This window comes from Streptomyces sp. SCL15-4 (genome assembly GCF_033366695.1).
In the GTDB taxonomy this organism is placed as follows: Bacteria; Actinomycetota; Actinomycetes; order Streptomycetales; family Streptomycetaceae; genus Streptomyces.
On record NZ_JAOBTQ010000001.1, the window covers coordinates 5,778,828 to 5,804,240 of the forward strand.

The window sequence follows — 25,413 nt, forward strand, 5'->3', positions numbered from 1 at the left end:
GCCGTCAAGATCAATACACGATGGGGGAGTTGACGTGTCCAAGGTATGGCTGGTGACCGGCGCGAGCAGCGGATTCGGCCGGGCGATCACCGAGGCCGCCGTCGCCGCCGGGGACGTGGTGGTCGGCGCGGCCCGCCGCACGGAGGCGCTGGACGACCTGGTGGCCGCCCACCCGGGCACGGTGGAGGCGCTGCACCTCGACGTGACGGACGGCGCGCAGATCGAGGCGGCCGTGGCGGACGTCGTGGCCCGGCACGGCCGGATCGACGTGCTGGTCAACAACGCGGGCCGCACGCACGTCGGCGCGGTCGAGGAGACCACGGACCGGGAACTGCGGGAGCTGTTCGACGTGCACGTGTTCGGCCCGACCGCGCTGGTGCGGGCGGTGCTGCCGCACATGCGCGAGCGGCGCTCGGGCGCGATCGTGCAGATGAGCAGCATGGGCGGGCAGATGTCCTTCGCGGGCTTCGGGGCCTACAGCGGCACCAAGTTCGCCCTGGAGGGCATCTCCGAGGCGCTCGCCGACGAGGTGGCGGAGTTCGGCATCAAGGTGCTGATCGTGGAGCCGGGTGCGTTCCGGACCTCCTTGTTCGGCACCGGGCGGGCCGGGGCCAGCGCCGACAGCGGGGTGTACGCCAAGGTGAGCGAGACCCGCGGGTTCATCTCCGGCGGCGACGGCACCCAGCCGGGCGATCCGGCCAAGGCGGCGGCCGTCATCCTGGCCGCGCTGGAGGCCGAGCGGACCCCGCTGCACCTGCCGCTGGGCGACGACGGGGTGAGCGCGGTCCTGGACCACCTCGACCGGGTCCGCGCGGAGGTCACCGAGTGGGAGAAGCAGACCCGGGCGACCGCCTTCGGCGCCTAGGAAGTCCGCGCCCCGCCGTGCGCCGCGCGGCGGGGCGACGGCCGCCGACCCCTTCCGCGCGACGGCGGCCGTCCGCCGGAGCGGCTCGCGGGGCCGGGGCTCAAGTGGTGGCGGTCGTCCGCCGGAGTGGCTCGGGTCGGTGAGTGTTCAGGTGGCGAGTGCCGTGCGCTGGAGCAGGCCCCAGGTGAACTCGGCGACCAACTCGTGCCGCCGGCCCTCCCGGTCCGGGGCGGTCAGGGCCAGGCCCGAGCGGGTGGGGGCCGTGCCCTGGAGCGGCCGGACGGGGGCGAAGGCGCGGGCGGCCTCGTCCACCGTGCACGACCAGGGCGTCAGGTCCTCCAGGGTGGCGAGGCGCGGGCCCGGCGCGTCCGGCGCCCGCACCAGCCACTCGTGCCACACCCCGCCGTCCGGCCCGACCAGCACCTCGAACCGCAGGTCGGGCCAGAGCGGCAGGGCCCACCGCCGGGCCTCGCAGTCCAGGTCGCCGACCCGGCGCGGCGCCACGGACTCCGGGGCGCCGAGGACGGCCCGGTACCGGGCGGCGGCGCCCCGGCCGCGCGGCGAACGGACCATCGCCTGCCACCGCTTGTTGGCCTCCCGCATGTCCGCCGCCGACGCGCCGAGCCGGCGCCGCGCCTCGTCGACGAGGTCCGGGTTGTGGTCGGCCATGCGGCGCAGCAGCACCAGCTGGAAGTCGGGTCCCATGCCGTCCATGGTGCCCGGCTCCCTCCCGCCCATTGCCCGCGCAACTTTCCCTGACTAGCCTGTGTTCGTCATGCCGATCGCCTGTTGATATCTCGAACATCTCGACGCGGATATCACCGACGGGCGCCTAACACCCAAGGGAGGGGGCCGGACGTGGGACGCCTCGTGCCTGCCGTGACCCGGGCTCTCGACATTCTTGAGCTGTTCCTCGACGGGGACGGGACGCTCTCCGCCCCCGACATCGTGCGCAGGCTCCAGCTGCCGCGCACCACCGTGCACGAGCTGGTCACCACGCTCGCCGCCCGCTCGTACATCGTGCAGGTGCCCGGCCAGCCCGGACGGTACCGGCTCGGCGTACGCCCGTACCAGCTCGGCAGCCGCTACGCCGAGCAGCTCGACCTCGCCGCCGAGGGCCAGCAGGTGGCCCGCTCGGTCGCCGAGACCTGTGACGAGACGGTGCACGTGGCGATCCTGGAGGGCACCGACGTCATCTACATCGCCAAGGTCGACTCCACGCACGCCGTCCGCATGGTCTCCGCCGCCGGCCGCCGGCTGCCCGCCCACTGCACCTCGGTCGGCAAGATGCTGCTGGCCTCGCTGCCCGGCCCGGAGCTGACCGCCCGGATCCCCGACGACGCCGAGCTGGCCGGGATGACCCCGAACAGCATCACCGACCCGGCCGCACTGCGCGAGGCCCTGGCGGAGATCCGGCAGCGCGGGATCGCGGTGGAGAGCCGTGAGTCCAACCCCGACGTCTCCTGTGTCGCCGCGCCGGTCCGCGACCGCACCGGCCAGGTCGTCGCCGCGTTGTCCATTTCCGTCCCTATGATTCGCTGGAGCGACGAGCGCCGGGCCGAGCTGGAGCAGCTGGCCGCCAAGGGCGCGGCGGAACTGTCGGAGCGGCTGGGACACAGGAGCGCGGCATGACGGCGTACGAGGTGGCGGTGGCGGCGGAGGCGACGCTCGGTGAGGGCCCGACCTGGGACCCGTTGACCGGCCGGCTCCTGTGGCTGGACATCCTGGGCATGCGGCTGCACACGTACGACCCGGTCACCGGCCGCCGTACGGTCCGTACGACGCCCCAGCACGTCGGCGCCGCCAAGCCCCGCGCGGGCGGCGGCCTGGTGCTGAACCTGCGCGACGGCATCGGACTGCTGGACCCCGACGACACGTTCCGCTGGCTGCACCACGAACCGGTCCCGGGCCGCCGCGGCAACGACGCCGCCGTGGCCCCGGACGGCTCCCTGTGGGCGGGCACGATGCGCTACGACGAGGCGGCCGGCGGCGGCACGCTGTCCCGGCTGACCGGGGACGGCACCGCGCGCACGGTGCTGGACGACGTCACGGTCAGCAACGGCACCGGCTGGAGTCCCGACGGCCGCCTCATGTACTACGTCGACACTCCCACGCGCCGCGTGGACGTCTTCGACCACGACTCCGACGGCGTCCGCAACCGCCGCCCGCTGGCCCAGATCGAGGAGGGCGCGGGCTACCCGGACGGCCTCACGGTCGACGCCGACGGCTGCGTGTGGGTGGCCCTGTGGGACGGCGGAGCGGTCCGCCGCTACACGCCCGACGGCACCCTGGACCGCGTCATCGCGCTGCCCACCCCCCGCACGACGGCCTGCGCGTTCGGCGGCCCCGCGCTGACCGACCTCTACATCACCACGGCCCGCACGGGCCTCGAGGCCCCTCACCCGCTGTCGGGCTCGCTCCTGGTCGTCCCGAACGCGGGCAAGGGCGTGCCGCAGCCGGCGTTCGAGGGCTGAGGTCACCTTCCACCTCCGCGAGGTGCGGCGCGCCCCGCAAGGACCGCGGGGCCGCACCGACACCCGCCTCCACCACATGCACGCCCCCAGCCCGCACACCCCCCGGCGCACGCCCCTCCTCACACCCGAGTCTCCACCCGCGCCCCCGCCACCCGGGCCCGCACCGCCTCGATGTCGGCAGACCTGCGCAGCGCACGCGACACGGCGCCGATCTCCCGCAGCAGGTCCGCCGCGTCCGCCCCGCCGCCCGGCCCGGGCCGCGCGCGCGTCCCCGTCTCGACGGCGTCCAGCACGCACACCGCCGCGGCCAGTGCCCGGGCCCGCTCGGGCGGATGGCCGAGCCCGAGCGCCGCGTCGTAGGCGCGTCCGCCCAGACCGGTGTCGATGCGCCGCGCCAGCGGCAGCAGCACGTCCCGGATGAACGTCTCGCGCCGGGTGAGGCGCAGTTCCGGCGTGGCGCGCAGCACGAACGGCAGGCCCGCGCCGCTCACCGAACGCAACAGCCGGTAGAGCGGCCGCAGTTCACTGTGCGCGAGCCGGACCCGCCACCGGTCGCGCAGATACTGGCCGGCGTGCGGCAGGACGAACCCGGCGGCGACGAGGATCGCGGCGACGCCGGCCGCGGCCGGCGCCAGGTCGGTGCTCAGCCAGTCCGCGTCGCGCCCGGCCCAGCGCGCGCCGACGGCGGTCAGCTTGGCCACGCTGTACACCAGGTCCAGCGCGTACCCCGCGCCCAGCAGTCTGAGGCCCCGCCGCAGCCAGGCGTCCAGGCCCGGCACGCGCACCCAGGCCCGGATCAGCCGGGAGCTGACCAGGCAGGCCACCGCGTGCGCGACCAGGTAGAGCAGGATGCCCTCGCGGATGAACGGCGTGGTGGCGTAGTAGGTGTCCAGGTCGCGCAGCCGCTCCGCGGGCGCGTCGGCGAGCGGGAACAGCACCCACAGGGCGACGATCACGCTTGAGTACACCGAGAGCACCCAGTACCGCGTCCGGCGGGCGGCCGGACGGCCGCAGGGCCCGTTGCGCCAGGTGGTGAGCAGCAGCAGACCGTTCGCGCACAGCGCGGTGATCAGCGAGTAGCACCAGGGCGCCGAGATGTTGGGCACGCCGGTCAGCCGGTTGACCAGGGCCACGGTGGACGGGGCGCTGAAGACGAACACCGCGCAGGCGAGCAGCAGCAGCGTGCCGACCGCGCGCAGCAGCGGGTCCCGCCACAGCCGGATGATGGTCGGCAGCTTGATCGCCAGGGCGGTGACGAGCACGGCCGCGGGGAGCCAGAAGGAGACGGAGAACGCGCAGAGGAAGCCCGGCGGTGTCACCGCGCGGCTCCCCCCTTCCCGGCCGGCCGGTCGGCCGCCGGCGCGGCGCGCCCCTCGGGGCCGCCCGTCCGTTCGCGTCCGCGGTAGCCGAGGGAGCGCTGGACGGGGTCCGGCGGGGCGGGCCGGGTTCCGGACAGCTGGTCGCGGAACAGGGTGGCCAGGCGGTGCCCGAAGTCGTCCGCCTCGGCCTCGTCGGTCTCCCGGGAGCCGTTGCGGGCGGCCACCGTGAGGGCCGCCTCCCGCCAGCCGGGCGCGTCGGCGAGGGCGCGGGCCGCGGCGGCGCCGGCCAGGTGGTGGTGCCGGTGGCCGGCGTGCAGATGCCACAGCTCGTGTCCGAGGATGACCAGTTGCTGCACGTCCTGCGCCCGCTCCTCCACGATGACCAGGTCGAAGTCGGCGAACTCCACCCACAGCCCGGTCACTTCGATCTCGTCCGGGAACCGTTCGAACCGCAGCTCCACCGGCCGTCCGCGGCGCAGCGCGCTCATCTCCTCGCACAGCGCGCGGCACAACTGCCGTACATCGTCCGGCTGTTCGGGACGGGCGCGGACGGCGGCGGCGAGGTCGGCGGCCAGGGTGCGCATGGCCGGGCCGGAGCGGGGGCGGCGCAGCCGTGAGGCGAGCCCCGCGACCCGCCGACGCGCGTCCGCGATGCCCATCCGGTTCCCCCCTCCGTGCCGTGTTCCGCCCGGTCATGGCTGGTCCGAGGGTACGCGCACGAATGTGCCCGCGTCATGCGTTCCCCCGGCCGTCGTTCAACACGGAACGACCTATGAGCTTTGTCCAACCCATTGACGCACACGCGTCGGGAATCTACGGTCCCGTTCGAAGTTACGGGCAGCATTCGACATATCGAACGTAGGGGCAAGGTATGGGACAACCTGGCCTGAACCGCAGGCACTTCCTCGGGGCCGCGGGCGGCTTGGTGACGGCCGCGAGCCTCGGATTCGCGGCCCTCGGCAGCGGGGCGGACGCACTGGCCACCGGCGCCCGCACCCGGGTGCGCTACTGGAACCTCTTCCAGGGCGGCGACGGCGCCAACCAGGTCGCCATGGTCGACGCGTTCCGCACGGCGCATCCGGGCATCGCGGTGAAGGACTCCACCCTCACCTGGGGCGGCCCCTACTACACCAAGCTCGCCATGGCCGCCGCCGGCAACCGCGCCCCCGACCTCGCCGTCATGCATCAGGGCCGCATCCCCGGCTTCGCCCCCGGACGCCTGCTGGACCCCTGGGACACCGGGCTGCTGGCCAAGTACGGCGTGCGCGAGGCCGACTTCAACCCGGTGCTGTGGAAGCGCGGCATCGTCGACGGCAAGCTCTACGCCCTGCCCCTCGACATCCACGTCCAGCTCTGCTTCTACCGCAAGGACGTGTGCGGCAAGGCCGGACTGCTCGACTCCGCCGGCCGGCTCCCCGCGGCCACCTCCACCGACGACTGGTTCGCCCTCCTGAAGGAGGCCCGCAAGCAGCTGAAGAAGGGCCGGCAGACCCTCGGCCTGCACGCCAACGACCAGAACTTCTGCTGGTGGTTCTTCGTCGCCTTCTACCAGCAGCTCGGCGGCACCTACTTCGACGCCGCCCAGACCGGCCTGACCTTCGACACCGACAAGGCCACCGAGGTCCTGGAGTTCTTCCGCAAGCACGTCACCGACGGCTACGTCACCCCGGGCGAGACCGACGCCGAGGCGTTCCTCGCCGGCTCCCCCTTCACCTGGGAGGGCAACTGGTCGGTGCCCTACTTCAACGACGAGAAGGTCGACTACGGCGCCCAGCCCCTCCCGCCGGTCTTCGGCACCCCGGCCACCCACGCCGAGTCCCACTCCTTCGTCCTGCCCCACCAGGCCGGCCGCGGCGGCGCCGCCGACGAGGGCGCGTACCGGCTCGCCGCCTACATGGTCACGCACGCCACCACCTGGGCCCACGGCGGTCACATCCCCGCCTACCTGCCCACCTTCGAGGACCCGGGCTACCGCGAACTCAACCCGCAGAGCGAGTACTCCCGGCCCGCCATGGACCACCAGGCCAACGAGCCGCACATCTGGTTCGCGGGCTCCACCGGCATCCTCGCCCAGCGCCTCGGCCCGGTCATCGCCTCCTCCAACCTCGGCTCCACCGCCCCCGACAAGGCGGCCCGCCGCATGAAGTCACTGCTGGAGCGGCTGCTCGCGGCGAAGAACCCGATGACCGGGCGCACCGCCGCCCAGGAGCTGAAGGGAGCCGCCGCATGAGCAGTACGACACTGGCCACGGCCGGCCGCACGGCCCGCCCCCGCGCCGCCGCCGGCACCGACTCCGCCCGGCTGCGCTGGTCCCGCCGCCTCCAGCACGGCGGCTGGTTCGTCGCCCCGTTCCTCGTCCTCTACGGCCTGTTCGTCATCCTGCCCGTCGTCCGCGGCCTGTACCTCAGCTTCACGGACGCCAACATCTCCGGCGACCACACCGGCTTCGTGGGCCTCGCCAACTACCGCGAGGCGCTGAAGGACCCGCTCGTCTGGGACTCCCTGTGGCACAGCACGCAGTTCACGCTGTACGTCGTCCCGCTGATCGTCCTCGTGGCCCTGCTGATGGCCCTGATCGCGCACCACACCGTGCACTTCAAGTGGCTGTGGCGGCTGTGCTTCTTCGCGCCCTTCCTGCTGCCGTCGGCCGTCGTGGGCAACCTGTGGTGGTGGCTGTTCCAGCCCACCAACGGCATGGTCAACCACGTCCTCGGCCTGGACACGCCCTGGCTCACCCAGAAGTCCACGGCCATGCTCGCCGTCGTCGTCGCCACCCTGTGGTGGACGGTCGGCTTCTCCTTCCTCCTCTACCTGGCCGCCCTGCAGAACATCCCGCAGCACCTGTACGAGGCCGCCGAACTGGACGGCGCCAACGCCCTCCAGCGAATGCTGTACATCACCGTGCCCAACCTGCGCTCCATCACCGGCCTGGTCGTCGCCCTCCAGGTCCTCGCCTCGCTCCAGGTCTTCGACCAGGCCGTGGTCATGTACCAGTTCGGCCCGGGGCCGGAGGAATCGACCCGCACCTTCGTCCAGTACACCCTCGAACAGGGCTTCACCACGTACCGCGTGGGCTACGCCTCGGCGATCTCCTTCGTCCTGTTCGTCATCATCGCGGCCGTGGCGCTCGCCCGGATGTGGCTGCTGAAGAGCCGCGAGGAGGCCACCCGATGACCACCCGCTCCGCCCGCCGCTGGCCCCCCGCCCAGATCGCGCTGACGGCCCTCGCCGCCACCCTCTCCCTGATCTGGCTCGCCCCGCTGGCCTGGGCCCTGTCCACGTCCCTGAAGACCCCGACGGAATCGGTCACCTCACCGCACTGGATACCCGACCACGTCACGCTGGACTCCTGGAAGAAGGTCCTCCAGGCGGGCAACATCCCGAACTGGTTCGTGAACTCCGTCGTCGTCTCCGTGTGCGTCACGGTGATCGTGCTGCTGGTCGCGTCCCTGGCCGGATACGGCTTCGCCCGCACCGAGTTCCGCGGCAAGAACGCCCTCATGGGCCTGACCATGGCCGGCCTGATGTTCTCCCCGGCGATCCTCGGCGTCCCGCTGTTCACCACGGTCCAGTCACTCGGCATGGTCGACACCTACTGGGGCATGATCCTGCCCCAGTGCGCCCCGGCCGCCATGGTCTACATCCTCTACAAGTTCTTCCAGGGCCTGCCCAGGGAGCTGGAGGAGGCCGCGTTCATCGACGGCGCCGGCCGCTGGCGGATCTTCTTCACCATCGTGCTGCCGCTGTCGAAGCCCTCGCTGTCCGCGGTCGGCATCTTCACCTTCATCGCGTCCTGGAACAACTTCCTGTGGCCGTACATGGTGACCAACAACCCCGACCTGATGACCATGCCCAACGGCATCGCCACCGTGCAGAACGCCTTCGGCATCGTCTGGCCCCAGCTGATGGCCGGCGGACTCGTCGCCGGACTGCCGCTGATCGTCGTCTTCGTCTTCTTCCAGAGCCAGATCGTGCGGGGCGTGGCCCACACCGGCCTGGCCGGCCAGTGACGCGAGGAGCCTTCGCCTTGAGATCCGGACCAGCCGCCGTCCTCGCCGCCGCCGCCCTCGCCCTGCTGCCCGCCACCGCCTCGGCACGGACGGCGTACCCCGACCCGCTGCCCCTCACCGGCCAGCAGATCATCCACGACCCCACCGTCCACCAGCTGCCGAACGGCCGGTACGTCGCCTACTCCACCGGCGGCATCCTCGGCGCCCGCCTCTCCACCGACCTGACCCACTGGACGGACGCGGGCAACGCCTTCACCACCCCGCCCGCCTGGTGGTACGACTACAACTCCACCGCCGACCCCTGGGCCCCGGACCTGACCTACCGCGACGGCCGCTACTGGCTCTACTACGCCGTCTCCTCCTGGGGCACCAACCGCTCCGCGATCGGCGTCGCCACCTCGCCCACCGGCCTGCCCGGCACCTGGACCGACCACGGCCCGGCGTTCACCTCGGAGAAGACCGACACCTGGAACGCCATCGACCCCGCCGTGATCCGGGCCGGCGGACGGCTCTGGCTGGCGTTCGGCTCGTACTGGTCGGGCATCCGCATGACCGAGCTGGACCCGGCGACCGGCAAGGCCCTTGCGGACGCACCGGTCCACCACCTGGCGACCCGCCCGGACGCCCCGTACGCCGTGGAGGGCCCGTCGATCCTCCACCACGGCGGCTACTACTACCTCTTCGCCTCCTACGACGCGTGCTGCGCGGGCGTGAACTCGACGTACAAGATCCGCGTGGGCCGCTCGAAGTCGGTGACGGGCCCGTACACCGACAGCACCGGCACCCCGATGCTGAACGGCGGCGGCGACCTCCTCCTGTCCGGCCACGGCCGCTACGCCGGCCCGGGCGGGGAGTCGACGTTCCGCACCCGCGGCAAGACCTGGCTGGCCTACCACTACTACGACGCGACGGACGGCGGCACCCCGAAGCTGGGCCTCAACCAGCTCCGGTGGCGCGCGGGCCGGCCCGTCGTCAAGTGACACGGAAGGAACCCATGAGCAAGAGCACCGCCCGCTTCACCCTCGATCCCGCCTTCACCGTCGGCGAGGTCGACCCCCGTCTGTTCGGCTCCTTCGTGGAACACCTCGGCCGCTGTGTCTACACCGGCATCTACGAGCCCGGCCACCCCGCGGCCGACGCCGAGGGCATCCGCACCGACGTGCTGGACCTGGTCCGCGAACTCGGCGTCACCGCGCTGCGCTACCCCGGCGGCAACTTCGTCTCCGGCTACAAGTGGGAGGACTCCGTCGGCCCGGTCCAGGACCGCCCCCGCCGGCTCGACCTGGCCTGGCACTCCACGGAGACCAACCGCTTCGGCCTGTCCGAGTACATGGCGTTCCTGAAGAAGATCGGCCCGCAGGCGCAGCCCATGATGGCGGTGAACCTCGGCACCCGGGGCGTCGCCGAGGCCCTGGAACTCCAGGAGTACGCCAACCACCCCGCCGGCACCGCCCTGTCCGACCTGCGTGCCGCCCACGGCGACAAGGACCCCTTCGGCATCCGGCTGTGGTGCCTCGGCAACGAGATGGACGGCCCCTGGCAGACCGGCCACAAGACGGCCGAGGAGTACGGCAGGATCGCCGCCGAGACCGCCCGCGCCATGCGCCAGCAGGACCCCGGCGTGGAACTGGTCGCCTGCGGCTCCTCCAGCCAGGCCATGCCGACCTTCGCCGAGTGGGAGGCGACCGTCCTCGCGGAGACCTACGACCTGGTCGACTACATCTCGCTGCACGCCTACTACGAGCCCGTCGACGGCGACGTGGACTCCTTCCTCGCCTCGGCCGTCGACATGGAGTCCTTCATCGAGAACGTGGTCGCCACGGCCGACCACGTCGGCGCCCGGCTGAAGTCCAAGAAGAAGATCAACCTCTCCTTCGACGAGTGGAACGTCTGGTACCTCTCCCGGTGGGAGGAGTACTCCCGGACCCGCGACCAGTCCGGCTGGCCCGAGGCGCCCCGCCTGCTGGAGGACAACTACAGCGTCACCGACGCCGTCGTCTTCGGCTCGCTGCTGATCGCCCTGCTCCGGCACGCCGACCGGGTCACCGTCGCCTGCCTGGCCCAGCTCGTCAACGTCATCGCGCCGATCATGACCGAGCCGGGCGGCCCGGCCTGGCGGCAGACGACGTTCTTTCCGTTCGCGCAGGCGTCCCGGTACGGCCGCGGCCGGGTGCTGGACGTGCGCGTGGACTCGCCGACGTACGCGACGGAGAAGTACGGCGAGACGGACCTGCTGCACGCCACCGCCGTCCGCGCGGACGACGGCACGGTCACCGTGTTCGCCGTCAACCGCGACCGCACCGCGCCGCTGCCGCTCGAAGTCGCCCTGAACGGACTGGAACTGACCACCGTCACCGAGCACACCGCCCTCGCCGACGCCGACCCCGACGCCCGCAACACCCTGACCGACCCCGAACGCGTCACCCCGCACCCGGTCGAGGGCACCGCCCTGGTGGACGGCACCCTCACCGCCGTACTGGAGCCGCTGTCCTGGAACGTGATCAGGCTGGCGTGATCACACCGGCCGGACCGGGATGCCGCCGGCCGCCTTGCCGAGCAGCGTCAGCCGTACCGACCCGGGGCCCGACAGCGTGGTGAACTCCGACAGGACCGCCAGCGCCAGGGTGTTGGTGCCCCGGGTGCGCAGGATGCCGTTCGGCAGCACGAACGTGTGCTGCGGGCCGACGTTGTTGATGTACTGGCCGAGGTTCCAGCCGTTCAGGAAGATCTGCGCGCGGTAGGCCCGGTACGGGTCGTCGTCCAGGGTCAGGCCGATCGACGCGTCGACATCGGCCGGCACCGACAGCCGGAACGTGGTCCGGTACCAGGTGACGCCCTGGTACCGCTCCGCGCGCGGCAGGTCCGTCTTCTCCCAGTCCCGGTCCCGGAAGCCGGGCAGGTGCCAGCCGTGCCGCTCGCCGTACAGGCCGCCGTTGTTCAGCGGCCCGCGCACCGGGTCGGCCGGACCCTCGCCCTGGATGCGCCAGCGCACCCGCGGCGACGCGCCCTTGAAGGTGACCGCCGTCAGGCCGCGGGCCACCTTGTGCGTGTCGAGCGCCTTGCCGTCCTGGTCGTGCTGCATGCGCCGGACCAGCACGGACAGCACGTGCCGGCCGGGTGAGCGCAGCCGCTCGCGCACCGGCAGGACGGCGGTGTCCGCCCAGCTGCCCTGCCGGACCGTGCTCTTGTCCGGCACGGGCATCCGGTGCGTGCCCAGCGGCTCGCCGTCCAGCCAGGCCATCAGCAGGCCCTGGGTGCCGGTGCTGTAGGCGAGCGCGACCTCCTCGACGCCGGAGCTGTCGTCGAACGTGCCCCGGTACCAGACGTCGCCGTAGTGGAAGCCGTAGTCGTCGGCGAACAGCACCGGCCGGCCCTCGGGGACGGCCGTGGTGGAGAACGAGGAGGTCTTGTCGGCCTTCTTCCACGACGAGTCGTCGAAGCCCGGGCCCGCCTCCGGGTTCTCCCGCCGCGTCCGCCAGCCGCCCAGCCGCGGCAGCCGCACCTCAGGGGCCCCCGGCAGCGGGCCGGTGGACATCAGGCTGCCCGACAGGGTCACCCGGGTGGGCACCCGGCGCCCGTTCCACACCACGGTGTCGATCCCGCGCGGCCCCCACACCTCCAGGCCCGCCGGCTCCTTCAGGTCACCGGTCAGGTGCACCCGCGAGCCGCGCAGCTCCGCGTGGCGCAGCAGCGCCGGGCCGTACACCAGGAGAGTGCCGGACGGCGTGTCGTACGGGAAGAGGCGTACGGCGGTGGCGTCGTCGGCGAAGAGCAGCACCAGCGGCGTGTCGCTGCCGCCCTTGCGCACCAGCACCCGCGTCAGCCCGGCCTCGCCCAGGGGCGCGTTGACGTGCAGCTCGCCGCGGTCGTAGGCCCAGCCGCCCTCCGGGTCCAGCCGCTGGACCTGCGGTTCGTCGGGGGAGTCCAGCACCAGCTCGGCCATCTCGCCGCGGCGCCCGGTGAACACGGCGATGTCCTGCCGGCCCGCCGTCAGGCACAGCATGGGCGAGGCGGTGGAGTACTTCAGCTTCCGCCCGCCCAGCGCCAGCCCGGTGGTCAGCAGCTTGGCGTCCCGGCCGGGCACGGTGACGCGCAGCTTCCCGGCCTCGGTCGGCAGATCGGTGGTGACCGCCTCCGCGCCGTCGTTGCGCGCGACGTACACGTGCGTGCCGGTGTCCTGGTTGGCGAGGTGGTAGACCTTCAGCCCCTCGGCCGTCACGTCCGCCGCCCGGTCCAGCTTGGCGAAATCGGGCACGCGCTGGAGCAGATGCCCGAGCTGGTGCATCGGCGCGATCTTGCCGGTGACGTTCCGGGCCTCGTCGATGGCGGCGCCGTAGTCGTAGGAGGTGTAGACGACCGGCGCGGGCAGCCAGCCCCACGAGGTCCCGCCGAACGTCATGTACACGTTGTGCAGGGTGAGGCCGTTGGCCAGGTTGGTCAGGTAGAAGCGGCGCTCGTAGGCCGCGTCCCGGGTGCGCCGCGACTCGGCGTACCCCAGGCCGTCGAACTCCGCCCCGCCCCACGGGTCGAACCAGCCGCCGCCGAACTCGGGCACGAACCCGGGCGTGGCCGGCGAGGCGGTGGCACCGCCCTTCGGTCCGCCGGGCCCGTAGTGCCCCCAGTCCGGCGGGGTCTTGAAGGGCGAGGGATATCCGTCGAACCCGTACAGCCAGCCGCCCTTCTCCCCGCCGGTGTCGAAGGAGCCGGGGACCCAGTGGCCGTTCCTGCCCTTGTCGTTGTGGAACAGCGGGACGTCGATCCCGTCGGCCCGGACCTTCCGGTACAGGTGGGACATGTACGTCCGGCCGGTCGCGTCGGCGGGGTGGGCGTCGTACTCGTTCTCGATCTGGTACAGCAGGACCGTGCCGGCGCCCCGGGTGAACAGGTGCCTCCGGGCGATCCGGTTGACCTGGGTCAGCCACTCGTCGGCGTACGCCAGATACACCGGGTCGTCGGTGCGGGCCGTGCCCTCGGTCGCGGTCAGCCAGCCGGGGAAGCCGCCGCCGTCGACCTCGGCGTTGATGTACGGGCCCGGCCGCAGGATGACGTACAGCCCGGTTTCGGCCGCCGTGCGCAGGAACAGGTCGAGGTCCCGGACGCCGGAGAAGTCGTACCGGCCGGGCGCGGGGGAGTGGTAGTTCCAGGCGACGTAGACGCTGACCGCGTTGTAGCCGTGCGCCCGCATCTTCTGCAGGACGTCCCGCCACAGGTCCGGGCTCGGCAGCCGGAAGGGGTGCAGCTCGCCCGACCACACCACGAGCCGCCGCCCGTCCACGAGCAGCGAGTAGCGGTCGTACCCGATGGTGTGCCGCACGCCGTCGGCGCGCGGCGGGGCCGGCGCGGGCCCGGTCGGCGCGCTGCCGCCCGCGTACGCCGAGGGCGCCCCGGGGCCGCCGCTGCCGCCCAGGGCCAGCCCGAGCGCGGCGGAGCCGGCCAGGGCACTGAAGGAACGTCTGCTGAGCGCCAAGGTGGATCCTCCCGGGCGGTCCTAGGGGGCGCGGGTCCGGCCATTCTCCATGGCGGGACGCCCCACAATGGATCCATGAGGATCTCGGCGCGGGCGGATTACGCGGTACGGGCGGTACTGGAGCTGGCCGTACGGCAGGGTAACGGCCCGGTGAAGGCGGAGGAAATCGCCGCCGTGCAGGACATCCCGCACAAGTTCCTGGAGGGCATCCTGGGCGATCTCAGGCGGGCCGGGATCGTGGACAGCCGGCGTGGCGGGGGCGGCGGTTACCGGCTGGCGCGGGCGGCGGCCTCGCTCACCGTGGCCGACGTCATCCGGGCGGTGGACGGCCCGATCGTGTCGGTACGCGGCGAACGCCCGACGCATCTCGCCTACACGGGCACGGCCCGGCCGCTGCTGCCGCTGTGGATCGCCCTGCGCGCGAACGTCCGCCGCATCCTGGAGGGCGTCACCGTGGCCGACCTCGCGGCGGACGCGCTGCCGGAGCCGGTCCGGGCGCTGGCGGCGGAACCGGCGGCGTGGGAGAACCCGTGAGGGAACACGCCGGGCAGGCGCCGTGTCGTCCCCGGGGCTGCGGGCGCTCGGCCGACCGGGGGACCGGCGCGTTGCCCGCGCGGGGCGCCGGTCGTTAGGGCGGACATGATCAAGAAGCTCGCCTGTGCCTCCGCTCTGGCCGCCACGCTGCTGGCCGCCGCTCCCGCCGCCGAGGCCGCCGACGCGGCCCGGCTTCCCGCGCCCGACGCCGCCGTCCCCGGCAGCGCCCTCCTGCGGAGCCTGCTCGGTTCGCTGGAGGCGGGAAACCCGGTCACCTCCCTGACCACCCTGCTCCCGGAGGGCGTCCGGGGCCGCTGAACGGGTGCCGCCGGCCGGTGCGGGAGGAGGCGGGGCCGCCTCCTCCCGCACCCTGCCGTCAGCCCCGGACGCCGAGCGTGAGCGTGCCGGTGTAGCCGGACGACGCGGAGCCGCCGAGGGCGGTGAGGGTGAGCAGACCGGAGGCGGCGCCCCGGCCGTCGTAGACCGAGTCCCGCGCGAGGGTGGTGCGCGCGACGGTGTTGGCGGAGTACGGCGAGATCCTGGCCACGGCCGCCGTGACCGTCTCGTCGAAGAAGAGCTGGCCGGTGTGGACGGTCGAGCCGCCGGTGAAGTGGCCGTCCGCCGTGACGGTGACACCGGTGTGCACCTTGACGTGGACGTGCACGCAGCGGCCCCGGTACCAGCCCGGGTAGGCGGTCGTGATCCTGGCGAGCCCGCCGGAGTCCGTGAGGACACCGCCGCGCAGGAAGGTGCGGTCGTCGGGCTCGTGGTGCCCGTTGTCGCCGACGTAGCCCGAGTACTCGCCGAGCGCGTCGGCGTGCCACAGCTCCACGAGGGCACCGGCGAGCGGGGCGCAGGCGGCGTCGACGACGGTCAGGGCGAGCTTCAGCGGGATGCCGGGCTTGCCTTCGGTGATGTCGGAGCGGACGAGCGCGCCGTCGAGGTAGTAGGGGCCCTGGGTCATCTCGGTCGTGAGCGCGCACACCGCGGCCGCGGCGTCCGGCGTGCCGCCGGCGTCCTTCGGCGGAGCCGCGGCTCCCACGGTCAAGGCGGCGGCGGCACCGCCGGCGGCGGCCAGCACGGTACGGCGCCCGATCTTCCGGGCATCAGAGGTGTCTGTCATGAGCACGGCACCGTAGGGGCGCTTCCTGTCGGCGAGCTGTCGGTTCGGCAAAGTGAGGAGCCGTCAAGCGGGCGGTCCGGCCGACCTGGCGGGGCGCCCGAGCGGCGGGGCCTCCCCGTGAGTTCGTGCGAGAACCGTTGACTCGTTAACCGTTCGCTTCTACGGTCCCGTTCGAACCGGCGATCGCTGTTCGGTATCACGAACACGCCTGGAAGAGGGAGCCCGCAATGAAGCGCACCGCACTCCTCGCCGTCCCCGCCGCCCTGCTGCTCGCGCTCGTGCCGGGCACCGCCTCCGCGTACCCCAACCCCGGCACGGTCACCGGCAGTACCGTCGTGCACGACCCGACGATGATCCGCACCTCCGGCGGCCGTTACCTGCTCTACGCCACCGGTGGCGGCCTGGCCTACAAGACCTCCACCGACCGGATCTCCTTCACCGCCGGCGGCGACGCCTTCGCCACCAGGCCGGGCTGGTGGTCGTCGTACGCCACCGAGGCCTGGGCACCGGACATCTCGTACGCCGGCGGGAAGTACCTGATGTACTACGCCGTCTCCAAGTTCGGCGAGAACACCTCGGCGATCGGACTGGCCGGCTCGACGACCGGGCTGCCCGGCTCCTGGACCGACTACGGCGTCGTCTACACCTCCACCTCCGGCAGCGACTACAACGCCATCGACCCCAACCTCTTCGTGGACGACGACGGCAAGTGGTGGCTGTCCTTCGGAAGCTGGTGGACCGGCATCAAGATGATCCGGATCGACCCCGCGACCGGCAAGCAGTACGCGGGCGACACCAGGCGCTACTCCCTCGCCGCCCGGCCCACCGGCAGCAAGGCGGTCGAGGCGCCGTACGTCGTCAAGCGCAACGGCTACTACTACCTCTTCGCCTCGTACGACGTCTGCTGCCAGGGCACCGGCTCGACGTACAAGGTGAAGGTCGGCCGGGCGACCTCGGTGACCGGGCCGTACTACGACAAGAACGGCGTGGCGATGACCAACAACGGCGGCACGCCGGTGCTGGAGTCCCACGGCAGCGTCATCGGGCCCGGCGGGCAGTCCGTCATGCACGACACCGACGGCGACCTGATCGTCTACCACTACTACGACGGCAACGCGGGCGGCACCCCGAAACTCGGCGTCAACCTGCTGAACTGGTCGTCGGGCTGGCCGGTGGCCTACTGAACCCCACGGCCAGCCGCGCTGCGCCGCCTTCAGGCCCGCCTCGACGGGGACGACCGCGGTGCGCCGGTCGAAGACCAGCATGCGGGGCGGCAGCACCGGGCTGGTGCGCACCTGCCCGCCCTGCTCGCCGAGCCAGCGCGCGTAGGCGAACGTGGCCGGGTCGTCGCGGGCGTTGTCCTGGTAGACGGTCGGCAGCTGCACCCCTTCGTCCGCGCCGCGTCCGGCGCCGAGGCCGTCACCGGCGTACGGCACCTGACGCACCACCTCTTTCTGGGCCTACTCGGCAGGCCTGGTCTCCTCCTCCAGCCACGCCAGGTAGGCCGCGCTGCCGGTCACGATCGGAGTCGCGATGATCTCCGGGGTGTCGTAGGTGTGGGCTTCCTTGAGGTAGGTCTCCAGGTCGGCGTAGCGCGCCGTGGTGGTCTTGAACAGGATCTGCCACTCCCGCTCGGTCCGTGTCGCCCCCTGCCAGCGGTACACGCTGGTGACGAGGCCGCCGATCTGTGCGCACGCGGCGACCCGGGCCTCCACCGCGCCGGCGGCGAGGGCCTTCGCCTCCTCCTCGGTGTCCGTGGTCGTCAGTACGGTCAGGTGCCGGTGCTCTGCCATGGTCGGTGTCCTTCCGCGGGCGGGTCTGTCCCGGAAGGACGGTACCGAGGCCCCCGGCCCCGCTGCCGGCGCCCGGACCTCAGCCCGCCGCCGGGGCCTGGGCGAGGGCCGGGCCGGGAGCCGTCGTCCCGCGCACCTGCGCCGCGGTGAGCCCGCCCCGTGCCGGGACCCCGGGAGGAGTGGCCGCGGCGGGCGCCGGAGGCGCGGCCGGCGGCGGAGGCACGGCGGCGGGGAGCGGCACGCCGGTGCCGACGGCCGGGGCGGGGACGGCCGGGGCGGGGACGGGCGGTGCGGGGACGGGCGGTGCGGGGACGGGCGGTGCGGGGACGGGCGGTGCGAGGCGCGGGGCCGGTCCGTGGGGTGCCGGTCCGGGGGCGGTCAGCCGCAGGCCGGACCCGCTCGTCTCGCCGATCAGGCGGTCCACCGTCGCCGTGCCCGAGGTGTAGCCGGTCCCGGAGGCGGCACCGGAGTCGTAGAGCACCCGCTCCAGGCCGGACACCAGGCGGCGCACGTCGGCCTGCGGACGCACCGCGAGGCGCAGGAAGCGGCTGGAGGAGCCGATCTTGTCGCCGCACTCGCGGACCAGGATCCGGTGCTCGGTGAGCATGCGGTCGCGGACCACCGTGCCCTCGGCGCCGACGGGCAGGCGGACGAAGAGGAAGTTGGCCTGGGAGGGATAGACGGTGAGGCCGGGGAGCGCGGACAGCCGGGCGGTCATGTCCCGGCGGTCGCGGCGCAACTGCTCCAGGCCGCGCGCGTACTGCGGCCCGTGGTCCCGGAGCATGAACACCACCTGCTCGGCCAGGAAGTCGAGGTTCCGCCTCGGCAGCGCGGAGCGGACCCGGCCGGCCAGCGCGGGGCCGGCGACGAGGTAGCCGAAGCGGACGCCGCGCAGGCCGAGGCTCTCGTCGAGGCCGCGCAGGACGATCACGTTCGGGCGGAGCAGGGCCTCCTGGACGACGCTCGCCTCGGCCCCGGCGTCGGCGAACTCCAGGAACGACTCGTCGACGACCACCACGTCCAGGTCCGCCATGGCGTCCAGGAACCGCACCAGCCGCTCGCGCCGCAGCCGGCCGCCGTCGGGGCTGTTCGGGTTGCAGACCACGGCCGCCCGGGCGCCCCGGGCCCGGATGAAGCCGGCGTACCGGTCGAGGTCCAGGGCGAAGCCGTCCGCCTCCTGGAGCGGGAACATGTCGACCCGCTTGCCGGTCCGCACCGGCTGGTCGGTCCAGCGGCCGGACGTGGGCACCGGGACCGCCAGGGACTGCCGGACCAGCAGATGGTCGATCCAGGTGATCAGTTCCGTGGAGCCGTTGCCCGTCGCCACGCACTGCGGCGGGAGACCGAGCAGGGAGCACAGCTCGCCGGTGATCGTGCCGGCGTCGCTCGGGCAGGACGTGACGATCTCACGCAACCGGTCCGCCAGTTCGTCGAACATGGCGGGCGTCGGGAAGTACGGGTTGCGCGGGACGCGGAAGTCCACCGGGCCGGTCCCGCCGCCGCCCTGACCGCGGAACAACGAGGTGACGTTGCCGACCAAAAGGAGACCTCCGTATCCGGGCGCGGCCCGTGCGGGCCGCTCTTGGATACGGAGGTGTCTCCGGGTGCGTTCAGCTCACCCGGCCGCGAGCGGACGTCAGACCCCGAAGCGGTGGATCGTGCTCGTCCGGTACGTCTCGCCGGGTCGCAGCACCGTCGACGGGAACGCCGGGTGGTTCGGCGAGTCCGGGAAGTGCTGGGTCTCCAGGCACAGGGCGTCGCCCTGCCGGTAGGTGCGGCCGCCGGTGCCGGTGAGCGTGCCGTCGAGGAAGTTGCCGGAGTAGAACTGCAGGCCCGGCTGGTCGGTGGCGATCTTCAGGGTGCGGCCGGACCGCGGGTCGCGCAGGGTCGCGATGTGCTCGGGCCGGGCCGTGATCCCCTTGTCCAGCACCCAGTTGTGGTCGTATCCCTTGGCCAGCACCAGCTGCTCGTGGCCCGCCCGCAGGTCCCGGCCGATGGGCTTGGCGTGCCGGAAGTCGAACGGGCTGCCCGCGACCCGGGCCAGCTCGCCGGTGGGGATCAGACCGGAGTCGGTCGGGGTGTAGCGGGCGGCGGCGATGGACAGTTCGTGGTCCTCGATGCTGCCGGTGCCCTCGCCGGCCAGGTTCCAGTACACGTGACTGGTGAGGTTGACGACGGTGGCCCGGTCGGTGGTGGCCTCGTAGTCGATGCGCCAGTCGCCGTGCCGGGTGAGCGTGTACGTCACCTGGGTGCGCAGCGTGCCCGGGTAGCCCATCTCGCCGTCGGCGCTGGTGCGGCGCAGCCGCAGGCCGACGTCGGTGCCGTGGGTGAACGGCTCCACGTCCCACACGCGCTTGTCGAAGCCCTGTGCGCCGCCGTGCAGGCTGTTGTCGCCGTCGTTCACGGAGAGCTGGTACGGCTTCCCGTCCAGGGTGAACCGGCCCTTGCCGATGCGGTTGCCGTAGCGGCCGATCAGCGCGCCGAAGTACGGGCTGCCGGCGACGTAGTCGGCGATGTTGTCGAAGCCGGCCACGACGTTGGCGTACCGGCCGTGGCGGTCGGGTGTCTCCAGGGTCTGGACGACACCGCCGTAGGACAGCACCTTCATCCGGGTGCCGCCGTTCTCCAGCGACCAGCGGTGGACCTCGGTGCCGTCGGCGAGCGTGCCGAAGGGTTCCGCCACCGGCTTCCTTCCCGAGGCGGCCTGTGCCGTACCGCCGAGCGCGGTGGCGGCGAGTCCCGCCGCCGCGGCCGAGGCGATGACCGTGCGTCTGTTCAGTTCCATGGATGCGGCTCCGTTTCCTGGATGCTTACGAACCGGACTTGCGCTTGTTCCACACGTCGAACCCGACGGCCACCAGCAGGGCCAGGCCCTTGATGACCTGCTGCCACTCGGTGCCGACGCCGAGGAGGTTCATGCCGTTGTTCAGCACGCCGAGGACCAGGCCGCCGATGATGGCGCCGAGGACGGTGCCGACACCGCCGCTCATGGACGCGCCGCCGATGAACGAGGAGGCGATCGCCTCCAGTTCGAAGTTGACGCCCGCCTTCGGCGAGGCCGCGTCCAGCCGGGCGGCGACCACCAGGCCCGCCAGGGCCGCGAGCACGCCCATGTTCAGGAAGACGTAGAAGGTGACCTTCTTGTCCTTCACACCGGACAGCTTGGCCGCCGGCAGGTTGCCGCCGACCGCGTAGATGTGCCGGCCGAAGACCGCGTTGCGCATGACGTAGCCGTAGCCGACGACCAGCGCGCCGAGGACGATCAGCACGATCGGTGCGCCCTTGTAGCTGGCGAGCAGGAGGGTGAGGACGAGGATGGCCGCTACCATGGCCGTCAGCTTGAGCAGGAACAGCCGGACCGGTACGACGTCCAGGGAGAACTCCTGCTGGCGGCGGCGGTCGCGGAACTCCTGCCACAGCACGGCCGCGATCAGCACCAGCCCGAGGAGCAGGGTGAGGTTGTGGTAGTTGGTGTTCGGGCCGGTCTCGGGCAGGAAGCCGTTGCCGAGTTTCTGCAGGCCGTGCGGGAACGGGCCGAGGGTCTGGCCCTTGAGCATGATCTCGGTCAGGCCGCGGAAGATCAGCATTCCGGCGAGGGTGACGATGAAGGACGGTATGCCGAAGTAGGCGATGAGATAGCCCTGGATCGCGCCCGCGGCGGCGCCCATCAGCAGGCACAGCACCAGTGCCACGGGCCAGGGCAGCCCGTGCTGCACGGTCAGCACGGCCGCGAAGGCGCCGGTGAACGCCGTGAGCGAGCCGACCGACAGGTCGATGTGCCCGGCGATGATGACCAGCATCATGCCGATCGCGAGGATCAGGATGTAGCTGTTCTGGAGTACCAGGTTGGACACGTTGCGCGGCAGCAGCAGGTTGCCGTCGGTCCAGATCGCGAAGACGACCACGATCAGGCCGAGCGCGATCAGCATGCCGTACTGGCGCATGTTGCGGCGCAGGCCGGTCAGTACCAGGCCGAGCAGGCCCCCGTCCGCCCCCGCTCCGCCGCCCGGCGGCGCGGGGGCCGGGCTCTTGGCGGTCACATCCGTGCTCATGGCGTTACCTCTTCGTCCTTCGCCTTGTCTTTCGTCATATGCCGCATCAGCACTTCCTGCGTGGCCTCGGCCCGCGGCACCTCACCGGTCAGCCGCCCGGCGGCCATCGTGTAGATGCGGTCGCACATGCCGAGCAGTTCGGGCAGTTCGGAGGAGATGAAGACCACCGCCTTGCCCTGGGCGGCGAGCTGGTCGATGACCGTGTAGATCTCGTACTTGGCGCCCACGTCGATGCCGCGGGTCGGCTCGTCCAGGATCAGCACGTCGGGCCCGGCGAAGATCCACTTGCTGAGCACGACCTTCTGCTGGTTGCCGCCGGAGAGCTTGCCCACCGGCTCGAACACCGTGGGCGCCTTGATGTTCATGGAGGACCGGAAGCCCTCGGCGACCTGCCGTTCCTCGTGCTCGTCCACCACGCCCCGGCTCGCGACCTTGTGCAGCGCGGTCAGCGAGATGTTCCGGTTGATGGTGTCGATGAGGTTCAGGCCGTAGTGCTTGCGGTCCTCGGTGACGTAGGCGATGCCGTGCCCGATCGCCTCCGGGACCGTCTTGGTACGGATCTCCCGGCCGTCCTTCAGGACCGTGCCGGCCGCGTACCGGCCGTAGGTCCGCCCGAATACGCTCATCGCGAGTTCGGTACGGCCCGCGCCCATCAGGCCCGCGATGCCGACGATCTCGCCCCGGCGCACGGTCAGCGAGACGTCGTCCACGACCTTGCGCTGCTGGTCGATCGGGTGGAACACGGTCCAGCCGCGGACCTCCAGCGCCGGTGCCGCGCCCTTCTCCGGCTGGTGCGGGGTGCGTTCGGGGAAGCGGTGGTCGAGGTCGCGGCCGACCATGCCGGCGATGATCCGCTCCTCGGTGGTCTCCGGCGCCTTCACATCGAGGGTCTCGATGGACCGGCCGTCCCGGATGATCGTCACCGAGTCGGCGACCTTGCGGATCTCGTTGAGCTTGTGGGAGATGATGATCGAGGTGATGCCCTGGTGCTTCAGCTCCAGGATCAGATCGAGGAGCTTGTCGCTGTCCTCGTCGTTCAGAGCCGCCGTCGGCTCGTCCAGGATCAGCAGCTTCACCTGCTTCGACAGCGCCTTGGCGATCTCCACCAGCTGCTGCTTGCCCACGCCGATGTCGGCGACCCGGGTCTCCGGGTGCTCGTCCAGACCGACCCGGCGCAGCAGCTCGGTGGCGTGGCGCAGGGTCTCGCGCCAGTTGATCAGGCCGCGCGTGGCGTGCTCGTTGCCGAGGAAGAGGTTCTCGGCGATGGACAGGTGCGGCACCAGCGCCAGTTCCTGGTGGATGATGACGATGCCGTGCTGCTCGCTGGCCCGGATGTCCTTGAACCGGGAGACCTCTCCCTCGAAGAGGATGTCCCCCTCGTAACTGCCGTACGGGTGGACGCCGGAGAGCACCTTCATCAAGGTGGACTTGCCGGCGCCGTTCTCCCCGCAGATGGCGTGGACCTCGCCCCGCCGGACGGTCAGAGTGACGTCCGACAGCGCCTTGACACCGGGAAAGGTCTTGACGATCGAGCGCATTTCCAGGACGGGTCCCGCCATGGTCGTGCCTTCCAATCCGTAGGAAAAGGGCGGGTTACTTCAGGTCGGCCTCGGTGTAGTAACCGCCGTCGACCAGCACCTTCCGGTAATTGCTCTTGTCGACGCTCACCGGCTGGAGCAGATAGGAGGGCACCACCTTGTTGCCGTTGTCGTACGTCTTGGTGTCGTTGACCTGCGGCTTCTTGCCCTTCAGGGAGTCGTCCACCATCGTGGCGGCGACCTCGGCGAGCTTGCGCAGGTCCTTGTAGACGGTCTGCGTCTGCTGCCCGGCGATGATCGACTTCACCGAGGCCAGCTCGGCGTCCTGGCCGGTGAGGACCGGCAGCGGCTTGTCGCCCGAGCCGTAGCCGTCGGACTTCAGCGCGGACAGGATGCCGATGGAGATGCCGTCGTACGGCGAGAGGACCGCGTCGACCCGGCCGCTCTTGTAGGACGAGGTGAGGATGTCCTCCATGCGCTTCTGCGCGGTGGTGCCGTCCCAGCGCAGGGTGGTGACCTGGTTCAGGTTGGTCTGCCCGGACTTGACGACCAGCTGCTTCTTGTCGATGTACGGCTGGAGCACCTTCATGGCCCCGCCGAAGAAGTACTTGGTGTTGTTGTCGTCGTTGGAGCCGGCGAACAGCTCCAGGTTGAACGGGCCCTTCTTGCCGCTGTCCAGGCCGAGTCCGTGCACGATGTACGAGCCCTGGAGCGCGCCGACCTTCTCGTTGTCGAACGAGGCGTAGTAGTCGACGTTCTCGGTGCCGAGGATCAGCCGGTCGTAGGAGATGACCGGGATGTGGGCGTCCGCCGCCTCCTGGAGGACGTTGTTCAGCGACTTGTTGTCGATCGCCGCGATGATCAGGCCCTTCACGCCCTGCGTGATGAGGTTCTCGATCTGCGAGACCTGGGTGTCCGGGTCGTCCTCGCCGTAGACCAGCTTGGTCTTGTAGCCCTTGGCCTGGAGGTCCTTGACGACGTTGTTGCCGTCGGAGATCCAGCGCTCGGAGGACTTGGTCGGCATGGCGATGCCGATGGTGGCGTCCTTGACGTCGCCCGACTTCTCCTTGCTGCCGCCTTCGCTGTTCTGCCCGCAGGCGGTCAGGGCGAGCGCGAGCGAGGCGGCTCCGGCTATGGAGGCGAGTGCGGCTCTGCGGTTGCGCATGGGGATCAGTCCTTGTCGTTCTCGTCGTTGAGAGGGGAGGACGCTTCGACGGGGAAGCGGTGGAGCGTCCCGGGCAGCCGGGACCCGAGCGGCGCCATGTCGCCGTCCGCGCCGTGCCGGGCGAGCAGGTCCAGGGCGAGCCGGCCGCGCCGCACCCGCTCCCGGGCGGTGTCCAGGGTCACGTCCCGCAGGTGCCGGCCCCACGGGTAGATGCCGGGCGCCTTGGACAGGCCGAACTTCAGGTAGAGCGGCGCGCCGCGCCGGATCAGCTCGGCGACCTCGTACATCCGGATGTAGCCGCCGAGGTCGTCCGGGGCCTCGATGTACATGTCCATCGGGGCGGCGGACACCCGGCGGATCTCGGTGAGGTGGTCCAGCGTCAGATCGCTGGGCACGTTGACGGAGTCGGCGCCGAGCCGCTCGTAGACGGCGTACGAGGCGGGGTTGACCGGTCCGATGAGCGCGGAGACCTTCAGCGTGGTGTCGGCCGGGATGATCCCCGCGGTGCGGGCCCGGTGCAGGGTCCACAGCACGCCTTCGTCGGCGACGAGCAGGCACTTGACGCCCAGTTCGGTGGCCCGGACGGCGTCCTCCACACAGCCGGCGACCGCGTCGTGGCCCCGGGCGCGCAGCCCGGCCCCCCGCGAGTCGGAGCGTACCGAGCCGCCGATGTCCCAGGTGCCGCGCGGGCCGGTGAACAGGCACAGTTCGATGTCGCGTTCACCGGTGGCCTCGACCATCTCGGTGATCTCGGCGTCGGTGAGCATCCACACGCCGCTGCCCTGGCTGATCCGGTGGATCGGCACGTCCAGGCGGGAGGCCTCCTTGAGGACGACCGCCAGCGCTTCGGGACCCTCGCACGAGGGGATCTCGGTGCGCCAGCGACCGCCGCCCGGGAAGGTGTGGACGGAGGCGTCGGCGGGGTCGAGGGCGGGCGCGCCCAGGCCGAGTGCGGCGAGCACCTGCTCGCCGGGCCTGCGGGCTGCCGGGGCGGAAGCGTCGGTCACAAGCTGTCCTTCGTGTTCGGTATGTCGGACGAGGTTCGCGGCTCTGGGAAACGAAAACGTGGGTGT

Annotated in this window: 23 protein-coding genes; 11 read left to right on the forward strand and 12 right to left on the reverse strand. The window is 71.9% G+C overall.

Annotated features, from left to right (window positions below; genetic code table 11):
- Positions 1 to 34: 34 nt before the first annotated feature.
- Entirely contained in the window at positions 35 to 865 is an 831-nt protein-coding gene (locus SCK26_RS25810) for an oxidoreductase (RefSeq protein WP_318203705.1), read from the forward strand.
- 147 nt (positions 866 to 1,012) lie between these two features.
- Here SCK26_RS25810 and SCK26_RS25815 read toward each other — a convergent pair whose 3' ends face one another.
- Positions 1,013 to 1,579, reverse strand: coding sequence for a hypothetical protein (locus tag SCK26_RS25815; RefSeq protein WP_412080783.1), 567 nt, complete (start codon positions 1,577 to 1,579; stop codon positions 1,013 to 1,015).
- Between the two features lie 144 nt (positions 1,580 to 1,723).
- Between SCK26_RS25815 and SCK26_RS25820 the strand changes: the two genes are divergently transcribed.
- Complete coding sequence (locus tag SCK26_RS25820) at positions 1,724 to 2,497, forward strand: IclR family transcriptional regulator (protein WP_318203707.1); 774 nt, start codon at positions 1,724 to 1,726, stop codon at positions 2,495 to 2,497.
- Positions 2,494 to 3,339: an SMP-30/gluconolactonase/LRE family protein gene (locus tag SCK26_RS25825; protein WP_318203708.1), complete on the forward strand. Its 846-nt coding sequence runs from the start codon at positions 2,494 to 2,496 to the stop codon at positions 3,337 to 3,339. Before SCK26_RS25820 ends, SCK26_RS25825 begins: the two co-directional genes overlap by 4 nt.
- A 119-nt stretch (positions 3,340 to 3,458) precedes the next feature.
- On the opposite strand, the gene SCK26_RS25830 is transcribed toward SCK26_RS25825, so the two are convergent.
- Both SCK26_RS25830 and SCK26_RS25835 read right to left on the reverse strand, forming a co-directional pair.
- Positions 3,459 to 4,658 carry an MAB_1171c family putative transporter gene (locus SCK26_RS25830; RefSeq protein WP_318203709.1) on the reverse strand — a complete coding sequence of 400 codons (1,200 nt, stop codon included), beginning with the start codon at positions 4,656 to 4,658 and terminating at the stop codon, positions 3,459 to 3,461.
- Positions 4,655 to 5,317: a toxin-antitoxin system, toxin component family protein gene (locus tag SCK26_RS25835; protein ID WP_318203710.1), complete on the reverse strand. Its 663-nt coding sequence runs from the start codon at positions 5,315 to 5,317 to the stop codon at positions 4,655 to 4,657. The genes SCK26_RS25830 and SCK26_RS25835 overlap by 4 nt, the downstream gene beginning before the upstream one ends.
- 212 nt (positions 5,318 to 5,529) lie before the next feature.
- Between SCK26_RS25835 and SCK26_RS25840 the strand changes: the two genes are divergently transcribed.
- Genes SCK26_RS25840 through SCK26_RS25860 form a run of 5 tightly spaced genes read left to right on the forward strand, consistent with a single transcriptional unit; the run spans position 5,530 to position 11,183 of the window.
- On the forward strand, positions 5,530 to 6,888 hold the full coding sequence (locus tag SCK26_RS25840; RefSeq protein WP_318203711.1) for an extracellular solute-binding protein: 1,359 nt from the start codon (positions 5,530 to 5,532) through the stop codon (positions 6,886 to 6,888).
- Positions 6,885 to 7,832: a carbohydrate ABC transporter permease gene (locus SCK26_RS25845; RefSeq protein WP_318203712.1), complete on the forward strand. Its 948-nt coding sequence runs from the start codon at positions 6,885 to 6,887 to the stop codon at positions 7,830 to 7,832. The genes SCK26_RS25840 and SCK26_RS25845 overlap by 4 nt, the downstream gene beginning before the upstream one ends.
- The gene (locus tag SCK26_RS25850; protein ID WP_318203713.1) at positions 7,829 to 8,668 is read left to right on the forward strand and encodes a carbohydrate ABC transporter permease; all 840 of its coding nucleotides are present in this window, start codon (positions 7,829 to 7,831) and stop codon (positions 8,666 to 8,668) included. Before SCK26_RS25845 ends, SCK26_RS25850 begins: the two co-directional genes overlap by 4 nt.
- A gap of 17 nt (positions 8,669 to 8,685) precedes the next feature.
- On the forward strand, positions 8,686 to 9,648 hold the full coding sequence (locus SCK26_RS25855; protein WP_318203714.1) for an arabinan endo-1,5-alpha-L-arabinosidase: 963 nt from the start codon (positions 8,686 to 8,688) through the stop codon (positions 9,646 to 9,648).
- Positions 9,649 to 9,662: 14 nt separating this feature from the next.
- A complete protein-coding gene (locus SCK26_RS25860; protein WP_318203715.1) occupies positions 9,663 to 11,183 on the forward strand; it encodes an alpha-N-arabinofuranosidase in 1,521 nt (506 codons plus the stop codon).
- Here SCK26_RS25860 and SCK26_RS25865 read toward each other — a convergent pair whose 3' ends face one another.
- The gene (locus SCK26_RS25865; RefSeq protein WP_318203716.1) at positions 11,184 to 14,135 is read right to left on the reverse strand and encodes a beta-galactosidase; all 2,952 of its coding nucleotides are present in this window, start codon (positions 14,133 to 14,135) and stop codon (positions 11,184 to 11,186) included.
- 75 nt (positions 14,136 to 14,210) lie between these two features.
- Between SCK26_RS25865 and SCK26_RS25870 the strand changes: the two genes are divergently transcribed.
- Both SCK26_RS25870 and SCK26_RS25875 read left to right on the forward strand, forming a co-directional pair.
- Positions 14,211 to 14,669, forward strand: a complete 459-nt coding sequence (locus SCK26_RS25870; RefSeq protein WP_318203717.1) for an RrF2 family transcriptional regulator — start codon at positions 14,211 to 14,213, stop codon at positions 14,667 to 14,669.
- A gap of 105 nt (positions 14,670 to 14,774) precedes the next feature.
- A complete protein-coding gene (locus SCK26_RS25875) occupies positions 14,775 to 14,987 on the forward strand; it encodes a hypothetical protein (RefSeq protein WP_318203718.1) in 213 nt (70 codons plus the stop codon).
- Between the two features lie 58 nt (positions 14,988 to 15,045).
- Here the strand turns inward: SCK26_RS25875 and SCK26_RS25880 are convergent, their stop codons facing one another.
- Positions 15,046 to 15,792 (reverse strand): intradiol ring-cleavage dioxygenase, encoded by a 747-nt coding sequence (locus SCK26_RS25880; RefSeq protein ID WP_318203719.1) that lies wholly within the window; start codon positions 15,790 to 15,792, stop codon positions 15,046 to 15,048.
- 227 nt (positions 15,793 to 16,019) lie between these two features.
- On the opposite strand from SCK26_RS25880, the gene SCK26_RS25885 reads away from it, so the two are divergent.
- Positions 16,020 to 16,976: an arabinan endo-1,5-alpha-L-arabinosidase gene (locus tag SCK26_RS25885; protein ID WP_318203720.1), complete on the forward strand. Its 957-nt coding sequence runs from the start codon at positions 16,020 to 16,022 to the stop codon at positions 16,974 to 16,976.
- A gap of 276 nt (positions 16,977 to 17,252) precedes the next feature.
- On the opposite strand, the gene cutA is transcribed toward SCK26_RS25885, so the two are convergent.
- The 7 genes from cutA to SCK26_RS25920 all read right to left on the reverse strand — a co-directional run bounded on the left by cutA (position 17,253) and on the right by SCK26_RS25920 (position 25,347).
- On the reverse strand, positions 17,253 to 17,585 hold the full coding sequence (gene cutA, locus SCK26_RS25890; RefSeq protein ID WP_318203721.1) for a divalent-cation tolerance protein CutA: 333 nt from the start codon (positions 17,583 to 17,585) through the stop codon (positions 17,253 to 17,255).
- 79 nt (positions 17,586 to 17,664) lie between these two features.
- Entirely contained in the window at positions 17,665 to 19,125 is a 1,461-nt protein-coding gene (locus SCK26_RS25895; protein ID WP_318203722.1) for a pyridoxal phosphate-dependent aminotransferase, read from the reverse strand.
- Positions 19,126 to 19,221: 96 nt separating this feature from the next.
- Positions 19,222 to 20,370 (reverse strand): aldose epimerase family protein, encoded by a 1,149-nt coding sequence (locus tag SCK26_RS25900; protein ID WP_318203723.1) that lies wholly within the window; start codon positions 20,368 to 20,370, stop codon positions 19,222 to 19,224.
- A gap of 25 nt (positions 20,371 to 20,395) precedes the next feature.
- On the reverse strand, positions 20,396 to 21,637 hold the full coding sequence (gene mmsB / locus SCK26_RS25905) for a multiple monosaccharide ABC transporter permease (protein ID WP_318203724.1): 1,242 nt from the start codon (positions 21,635 to 21,637) through the stop codon (positions 20,396 to 20,398).
- Complete coding sequence (mmsA, locus tag SCK26_RS25910; RefSeq protein WP_318203725.1) at positions 21,634 to 23,196, reverse strand: multiple monosaccharide ABC transporter ATP-binding protein; 1,563 nt, start codon at positions 23,194 to 23,196, stop codon at positions 21,634 to 21,636. The genes mmsB and mmsA overlap by 4 nt, the downstream gene beginning before the upstream one ends.
- A gap of 34 nt (positions 23,197 to 23,230) precedes the next feature.
- Positions 23,231 to 24,340 carry a multiple monosaccharide ABC transporter substrate-binding protein gene (gene chvE / locus SCK26_RS25915; protein WP_318203726.1) on the reverse strand — a complete coding sequence of 370 codons (1,110 nt, stop codon included), beginning with the start codon at positions 24,338 to 24,340 and terminating at the stop codon, positions 23,231 to 23,233.
- 5 nt (positions 24,341 to 24,345) lie between these two features.
- Positions 24,346 to 25,347, reverse strand: coding sequence for a hypothetical protein (locus SCK26_RS25920; protein WP_318203727.1), 1,002 nt, complete (start codon positions 25,345 to 25,347; stop codon positions 24,346 to 24,348).
- Positions 25,348 to 25,413: the final 66 nt, after the last annotated feature.